The organism is Agromyces humi (assembly GCF_009720255.1).
Classification (GTDB): domain Bacteria; phylum Actinomycetota; class Actinomycetes; order Actinomycetales; family Microbacteriaceae; genus Agromyces; species Agromyces humi.
The window spans coordinates 1-876 of sequence record NZ_WJSP02000691.1 but is presented as its reverse complement, the minus strand read 5'-3'; the positions used below and the strand labels follow the sequence as shown (position 1 = coordinate 876).

Below are 876 nucleotides of genomic sequence, written 5' to 3'. Positions count from 1 at the left end.
CGCCTGGGCGCCAGTCGATGCCCACCGTGCGGCCGGGGCTCAGCTCGTCGGGGCCGATGAGCACGATCTCGTCGCCGGGCGCGGCCGTCGCGGCCCAGGCGGACGCCGGGCCGCCGTCGCCGTGGCCGACGAAGACGATGTCGACCTCTCGGGCGTGGGGGCGCACGGCGCGCACCGTGTAGGTGCGGAACGGGTTCTGCAGCTCGGCCGGGAGCTCGCGCCAGGCCCCGTACCAGTCGTCGCCGTCGGGGAACGCCGCGAAGCCGATCTCGGGGAGCGGCAGCACCACCTTCACGCGCTGGTCGAGCCCGGCGGTGCCGAATCCCTCGAGGTCCTCGCCCGAGAACGTCACGCTCGTGAAGTGCGGCGCGAGGCGTTCGACCCTGGCCACCTGCACGCGGAAGCTGCGGTAGGCGGGGCGCTCGCGCGGCGCGGCTTCGACGAGTGAGGTAAGCATTACCTAAGTCTTACACACGCGACCCGATGGTGTGCATCACGACGTCATCGCAGGCTCACCGCGACGTCGTCGATCGTCACCAGACGGGCGGATGCCGCTGCCCGCGCCGCACGCGCCGCTCGAGCTGTGCGGCCAGGGCGAAGAGCACTGCTTCGCCGCCGGGCCGCCCGATCAGCTGCACGCCCATCGGCACTCCGCCGCTCGTCTCCTCGACCGGGACGGTGATCGCGGGCAACCCCGCCACGTTCACGAACGAGGTGAACGGCGTGACCTGCACCTGCTGGGCGAAGTTCCGCTCGCCGTCCTCGGCGTCGTACCAGCCGATCGCCGGCGGCGTCAGCGCGAGTGCCGGCGTCAGCACGGCGTCGAACGGCGCGAACCGGCGGATGGTGCGCTCCTCGAAGCCGGCGAGCCAGGCC

2 protein-coding genes are annotated in these 876 nt (G+C 72.8%); both read right to left on the bottom strand.

Going from position 1 to position 876, the window contains the following annotated elements; translation table 11 throughout:
* On the bottom strand, positions 1-457 hold a 457-nt coding region (locus GH736_RS23555), incomplete at its 3' end, for a siderophore-interacting protein (protein ID WP_203230941.1).
* A gap of 76 nt (positions 458-533) precedes the next feature.
* Positions 534-876 (bottom strand): amidase family protein (locus GH736_RS23550; RefSeq protein WP_268891267.1); only part of this gene is annotated, 343 nt, incomplete at its 5' end.